The organism is Synechococcus sp. EJ6-Ellesmere, from assembly GCF_024345875.1.
Classification (GTDB): domain Bacteria; phylum Cyanobacteriota; class Cyanobacteriia; order PCC-6307; family Cyanobiaceae; genus Regnicoccus_A; species Regnicoccus_A antarcticus.
The window spans coordinates 1-6,192 of record NZ_JAGQBY010000175.1; the positions used below are offsets into that span (position 1 = coordinate 1).

Sequence of the window (6,192 nt, forward strand, 5' to 3'; positions counted from 1 at the left end):
CGCTTCCGCCCGCTTCGGATAAATCGAGCAGAAGCATGCCGCCGCCCACGACGGCATTCCGGCCCAGCTCGGCGCCGCTGGGGGCGACCGGGCGCAATTGCTCGTAGCCGAGGCCGAGGGCCTGCTGCCCCCACTGCTGCGCCAGCCGTTGCCGTTCGCGCTCAGGCAGGGCCTGGAAGGCCTCCGAGATCCGCAGGTTCAGCAGCAGGGCGCTGCCGCCTGTTGGCGCCGCCAGCACCAGGCCCGAGTCGTCGCTGAACCCCTGTGGCAACTGGATCGGGGCGCTGCTGGCGCTGGGGGCAGCCTTCGCCTTCGGGGGCAGCGGCTCGGGAGGCGTTTCCACTGGGGCCTGAACCGGATCAAAGGCTGGATCAATGGGTAGCGGGGGCGATGGGACCGTTGGCGATGCAATCGATGGCGATGGCCCTGACCCATCCAGCCCCACTGGCCTCTCCACGCTCGGTGAGTGCAGCTGCCGAACGGCCCATCCCCCGGCCAGGCCCAGCAGGAGCAGTGCCGACAGCAGCAGAGCAGGCCAGAAGAGAGTGGCCTGACCCCGGGGCCAGAACGGAGGTGTGGGCAGATCCCCCTGCCATTGGCGGCGCCAAAGTCTTCTCAGGGCCAGCACGCAGCTGGCGTAAACGGCGCGCAGATCCCTCCCCAGTGCCCGCCAGGGACTTTCGTAGACGACCGGCAGCTCGGAGCCCGGGCGCTCCATCCTCAGCCCTGGCCGCGGCGCAGAAGGACGGAGAGGGGATTGCGGGGACCGCCGCCGCCTTCCGGCCTGGGGGGCTGGGCCGTGGCCTCACCGGCCTGGCCGAGGCTGGGGTCGGCCTCCTGACCGAGGGAGAATTGCTCCACATCGGCGGCCGAGGGAGTGGGTTGTTTGACCCCACGCACATCGCGGTACATGGCGTCGTAGTCGAGCGCCGAGCGGGTCCAGCTGTGGTCCACCGCCATGGCGCGCAACTGCAGCTCCCGCCAGCTGTGGCTGTGGCGATAGGCCTCCCAGGAGCGCACGATCGCGGTGTAGAAGTCGACCGGCTCATAACGATCGAAGCAGAAGCCCGTGCCGCTGTGGTCGGCGGGCACATGGGGCTGGACGGTGTCGACCAGGCCGCCCACCTTGCGCACGATCGGGATGCAGCCGTAGCGCATCGCCAGCATCTGGCTGATGCCGCAGGGCTCGAAGCGGCTGGGCATCAGGAAGGCATCGGCGCCGGCATAGATCAACCGCGCCAGGGCATCGTCGTAGGTGAGGAACACGGAGAAGCGGCCGGGATGACGGGCGGCCATCTGCCAGAGGCCCGATTCATAGTTGCGGTCGCCTGTTCCCAGCACCACGATCTGGCTGTCGGAATAGGCCAGGACCCGGTCGGCCACCTGCAGCAGCAGATCCACACCCTTCTGATCCACCAGTCGGCTCACCATCCCCATCAGATAGGTGTCGGCATTGACCCCCAGCCCCATGCGCTCCTGCAGCACCCGTTTGTTGGTGGCCCTCGGAGCCATGTCGGTGGCGCTGTAGCAGGCGGGCAGCAGGCTGTCGGTGGCGGGGTTCCAGGCTTCGGTGTCGATGCCGTTGAGGATGCCGCGCAATTTTCCGCTGATGTAATTCAGCAGGCCATCGAGGCGTTCGCCGTATTCGGGCGTGCGGATTTCCTGGGCATAGGTGGGGGAGACGGCGTTGACCCGATCGGCATAGAGCAGAGCGGCGGCCATGGTGTGATCCCCCTGCATGTACCAGGGAATCCAGGTCATGCGCTCGAGTTTCCAGCGCCAGGGGCCCTGATATTCGAGGTTGTGGATGGTGAAGACCGTGCTGATCTCGGGGTCCTGGTGCATCCAGACCGGGATCATGCCGGTGTGCCAGTCATGGCAGTGAAAGACCTCCGGCTTCCAGTGGTTCCAGGCGAATTCGGCGGCGGCGTTGGCAAAGAACGTGAAGCGCCAATCCTCATCTTCTCCGCCGTAGATGCGCTCCGGATCGAACACCGGATGACCGACCAGATAGAGCGGTAACCCATGGGTGGGATGCCGGGTTTCATAGACGGCGAAATCGTTGCCCATCGCCCGGCCGCGCCAGACGGGTTCGCTGGGGATCTCCAGGCTGCTCCAGAGCTTGCCGTAGCCCGGCATGATCGTGCGCACGTCGTGGCCGAGGGCCGCCACCGCTGGCGGCAGGGACCCCACCACATCGCCCATGCCCCCCACCTTGATCATCGGGGCGCACTCGGCGGCGGCGAACAACACGCGCATGGGGAGAACGCAGGGGAGGGCCGAACTCTACGTTTGTTGCTCCGGGTGACCCCTTCAGGGCAGCACGGTGACCACAGTGCCCATGCGCACCAGCTCAAAGAGGTCGCGCACGTTCTCGTCATACATGCGCACGCAGCCGTGGGAGACGGCCTGGCCGACGGTCTCCCGCTGGGGGGTGCCATGGAAGCCGGCGGTGACGCAGCCCTTCACCTCCAGGTGCTGCTGACCGTTGAACCCGCGCTTGCCGGCGCAGTCGCGGTGGAAGCCGATCCAGCGGCTACCCAGGGGGTTGTTCGGACCGGGGGGGTAGAGCTTGCCGCTCACCGGGTGCTTCCAGACCGGATCGGGCGCCATCTCGATCACCTGGAAGCGGCCAAGAGGCGTTTCCCAGCCGGGCATGCCCACGGCCACCGGGAAACGGCGCAGCTCTCGGCCATCCTCGATCACCACCACCTGCCTCTTGCTGCGGTGGAGCACCAGGCTGCGCTCAGGGCCCGGGGACGCGATCGCCAGGGTGGCGCTGGAATTGGCCTGAGCTGGCGTCTGTGTCTGCGGCTGGGGGTGAGGTTGTGGTTGAAGGGCCGGGGTGTGGGGGAGCTCGATCGGCGGATGCCACGGCCGTGGCGCGGAGACCTGGGGCTGCACCTCTGCCAGGGCACCGGCCGGTGACAGCAGGCTGCCACCGAGCAGCAGGGTCGCCAGCGGGATTGTGAAGCGGAAAGGCACGGCCGGGCTTTGGGTCACAAACTCTTCAGACCTAGGCTAACCATCGCGGTCTCGAAAGGACCGTGATGGCCAGGACTGCGATTCAGAGGATGCAGAGGAAACAATGGGCTGGCGCCCCGGAGAGTCCTTGCTCTCTCTGGAGACCATGACCCCCTTCCCCGACTATCCGACTCCCGCCGATGAGGAAGAGCGGCTGCGGTCGCTGGAGAGGACCCTGCTGCTCGACACCGAATCGGACGCGGACCTCGACCGCATCACCACCCTGGCCTCCGAGACCCTGGACACACCGATCGCCCTGATCTCGCTGGTGGATCGGGAGCGTCAGTGGTTTCTGTCCAGAGTGGGTCTCGAGGCCTCCCAGACACCCCGGTCCATGGCGTTCTGCGCCCACGCGATCACCCAGTGCTCGACGCTGGTGGTGCCTGACGCCCTGGACGACCCCCGCTTCAACACCAATCCGCTGGTGGTGTCTGAGCCGAAGATCCGCTTCTATGCCGGCGCCCAGCTCAGGCCTCAGGACGGGCAAGCCCTTGGCACCCTCTGTGTGATCGATCGGGCACCCCGCCAGTTCAGCCCACGGCAGCTGCACTGGCTCCAGCTCTTCTCCGAACAGGTGAGCCGGGAAATCGAGCTGCGCCAGCGGCTGGCGCGTTGTCCCATCACCGGGTTCTTTCGCCGCAGCGCATTCGAAATGCTCTGTCAGAAGGAGTTCGAGCGGGCCCGGCGCACCCAGGGCTCCCTGACCCTGCTGCTGCTCAGTGTTCAGAATCTCGACCAGGTGCGAGGGCTGGCCGAAGCCACGGCTCCCGATGGTCTCGTCGGTGAACTCGCCGAGCGCTTCACAGCGCTGGCGATGGAGCCCGATCTCCTGGGCCGCTATTCCGATGCCTGCTTCGCGATGCTTCTGGTCGGGGCTTCGCAGGAGCGGGTCGAGGCCGTGTCCGAAACCCTGCGAGGTGCCTTGGTGCGCTCCCTGCATCCTCAGCTGTTGATCGGCCTGAGTCGCCTGGAGGCGGATGACCTGAGCGCCGCTGACCTGCTCATCCGCGCCGATAACGACCTGTTCCTGGCCAGGGCTGGGGAGCCGATCAATCCCTTGCCGGGCCCGTGAAGGGTCGGCCGGTGGTCCTGCCTGTTCTGGTGTCGACAGTGGTGCTGCTGGTCCTCCTGGCTCTGGTGAACCGGACCCAGGAGGCCCAGCAGCACCATCCGGCAGTGGTCCTCACTCTTCCCTCGGCCCAGGATGTGGTGCGTCCTGGACTGGTGTTCAGCGATCGCTACGGCCACAGGCCCCGATCGAGCTCCTGGTCCTTCTGGATGCTGCACAAGAGCAAGAAGGTCTGGTTCCGCGTCCCTGATGCGGCGCCGGGGAGTGATCTTCAGCCGATGCTCCTGTATCGCGGCCGGCGCATCCTGTTCGGGGGCGATCTGGCCAACTTGTCGCCCAGCCAGCGCCAGCAGCTCATGGGCGACAGCATTCTCTGGGGTGATGCCGTCGCCCATGGTTGGGGAGTGGGTCCTGACCACACCAATTACTACCTGTTCATCTGGACCCGCTGGTCGTGGCTGCATCCCGCCTTCAGGTCTCCATCGCGCTTCAGCCTCCGCTACCGGCCCCCGACGGCGCCTGAGAGGGCAGCGGATCGATCCGATGGCTGATCGACAACCGGTAGCCCTGCTCTCTCCGGCGTTGGTAGGTGATCTGCCAGCCACGCTGCCGTTGCAGCTGCCGCAGCAGCACCAGGCCCCAGTGGGCCTCCCGCTCCAGTGGGTCGTAGTCGCTGCTCGCCTGTTCCCTGTCGAGCTGGCGCCAGGCCTCCTCCATGTCGTAGCCCGGGCCGTGGTCGTCGATCTGGATGCGGAGTTCAACGCTGGTGCGTGAGAGCTCGATGGCGACCGGTGGAGGCGGCGAGAGGTCGCGGTGGGCATGGCGGACCGCATTGCTGAAGCCCTCCATCAAGGCGGTCTGGCCCTCCACCCAGAGGGTGTCGCTGATCTGCGCCGAGCGCAGGCGCTCGAAACGTGCGAGAACTTCGCCGACGCCATCGAGCTGACTGGGAACCAGAAAGGACTCCCGATGGCTGGTACTGGCGCTCGTCATAGCGATCACATCCCGCCAGCCTTACGACTGAAGACCACAAGGATCGTTCTCAGGATCAGCTTCAGATCATGGAGCAGGCTCCAGTTCTGCTGATAACGAAGATCCAGGGCAATCACATCCTCGAAACGGCGAATCGAAGAACGTCCGCTCACCTGCCATTCACCACTGAGCCCTGGCTTGACATCGAAACGCTGCCAGTTCGGCACGTCGTAGAGCCCCACTTCATCCGGGGTGGAGGGGCGGGTGCCGATCAGGCTCATGTCACCGATGAGCACATTCCAGAACTGAGGCAGCTCATCAAGGCTGGTCTTGCGCAGGATTCGGCCCACCCGGGTGATGCGCGGATCGTTCTCGTTCTTGAAGAAGGCCCCATCCGCCTGGTTGGCCACGCTGCTCTTGAGGGCCTCGGCCTGAGCCACCATCGAGCGGAACTTCCAGATGCGGAAGCGACGCCCCATCCAGCCGCAACGAACCTGAGAAAACAGGATCGGACCCGGACTGTCCCAGCGAATGGCAATCGCAATCGGCACGAACAGCGCGGCCGTGATCGACAGTCCGACCAGGGCGCCAGCGATGTCGATCAACCTCTTGGTGCGCGAACGCACGGAGGGGTGGGTCTGCGGTGGTCGTCGATCCTCCCGGCGTCCGGGCGTGGCCACGACAGCGTCGGTGTGGTCGGTGATCGGCAGACGCGACTCCAGCCCCGTCATCGTCAGGGCCAGGCGAACCTGATGGTTCACGCTCCAGGCCTTGAGGGGGAGGGAGCGTGCCTGGGCCAGCTTGATGGCGCCCACCAACGCACCGATGCCGCTGCTGTCGATCACCACAGTGTGGCCGAAGTCGAGCACGACAGCCTTCAACTCCGGCGCCGAGAGCCAGCTGGGGAGGTCATCGCGCAGTTGGACGGCTTCGGCCACGGTGAGCCGGGGTGGCAGCTGGATCAGCAAGGTGCCGTGGCGCTCGCAGAGGCCACGGGGAGTTGATTTGGTCGGAGGTTCCATTGATCTTCAGGCGCCGCTGTGGCGCTCATGGCGGCCGGCGGCGTGGGTGAGCCGCCCGGGTAAACGCCGTTGCAGGCTGGCTGAGAGCACCTGGGCGGAGTGCTC

Annotated in this window: 7 protein-coding genes; 2 read left to right on the top strand and 5 right to left on the bottom strand. The window is 66.3% G+C overall.

The window, feature by feature from the left end; translation table 11 throughout:
• The 3 genes from KBY78_RS15250 to KBY78_RS15260 all read right to left on the bottom strand — a co-directional run.
• On the bottom strand, positions 1-718 hold a 718-nt coding region (locus tag KBY78_RS15250; protein WP_255144351.1), incomplete at its 3' end, for a hypothetical protein.
• Between the two features lie 2 nt (positions 719-720).
• Positions 721-2,259 carry a glycogen synthase GlgA gene (gene glgA / locus KBY78_RS15255; RefSeq protein ID WP_255144352.1) on the bottom strand — a complete coding sequence of 513 codons (1,539 nt, stop codon included), beginning with the start codon at positions 2,257-2,259 and terminating at the stop codon, positions 721-723.
• A 54-nt stretch (positions 2,260-2,313) separates the two neighbouring features.
• Entirely contained in the window at positions 2,314-3,003 is a 690-nt protein-coding gene (locus KBY78_RS15260) for a L,D-transpeptidase (protein WP_255144353.1), read from the bottom strand.
• Between the two features lie 109 nt (positions 3,004-3,112).
• On the opposite strand from KBY78_RS15260, the gene KBY78_RS15265 reads away from it, so the two are divergent.
• Together KBY78_RS15265 and KBY78_RS15270 are read left to right on the top strand one after the other, a co-directional pair.
• A complete protein-coding gene (locus KBY78_RS15265; protein ID WP_255144354.1) occupies positions 3,113-4,096 on the top strand; it encodes a GAF domain-containing protein in 984 nt (327 codons plus the stop codon).
• A gap of 11 nt (positions 4,097-4,107) precedes the next feature.
• Positions 4,108-4,644: a hypothetical protein gene (locus tag KBY78_RS15270; RefSeq protein ID WP_255144355.1), complete on the top strand. Its 537-nt coding sequence runs from the start codon at positions 4,108-4,110 to the stop codon at positions 4,642-4,644.
• Here KBY78_RS15270 and KBY78_RS15275 read toward each other — a convergent pair.
• Both KBY78_RS15275 and KBY78_RS15280 read right to left on the bottom strand, forming a co-directional pair.
• Positions 4,583-5,086, bottom strand: coding sequence for an ATP-binding protein (locus KBY78_RS15275; RefSeq protein WP_255144356.1), 504 nt, complete (start codon positions 5,084-5,086; stop codon positions 4,583-4,585). The genes KBY78_RS15270 and KBY78_RS15275 overlap by 62 nt on opposite strands.
• A gap of 5 nt (positions 5,087-5,091) precedes the next feature.
• A complete protein-coding gene (locus KBY78_RS15280; protein ID WP_255144357.1) occupies positions 5,092-6,087 on the bottom strand; it encodes a sugar transferase in 996 nt (331 codons plus the stop codon).
• Between the last annotated feature and the right edge of the window lie 105 nt (positions 6,088-6,192).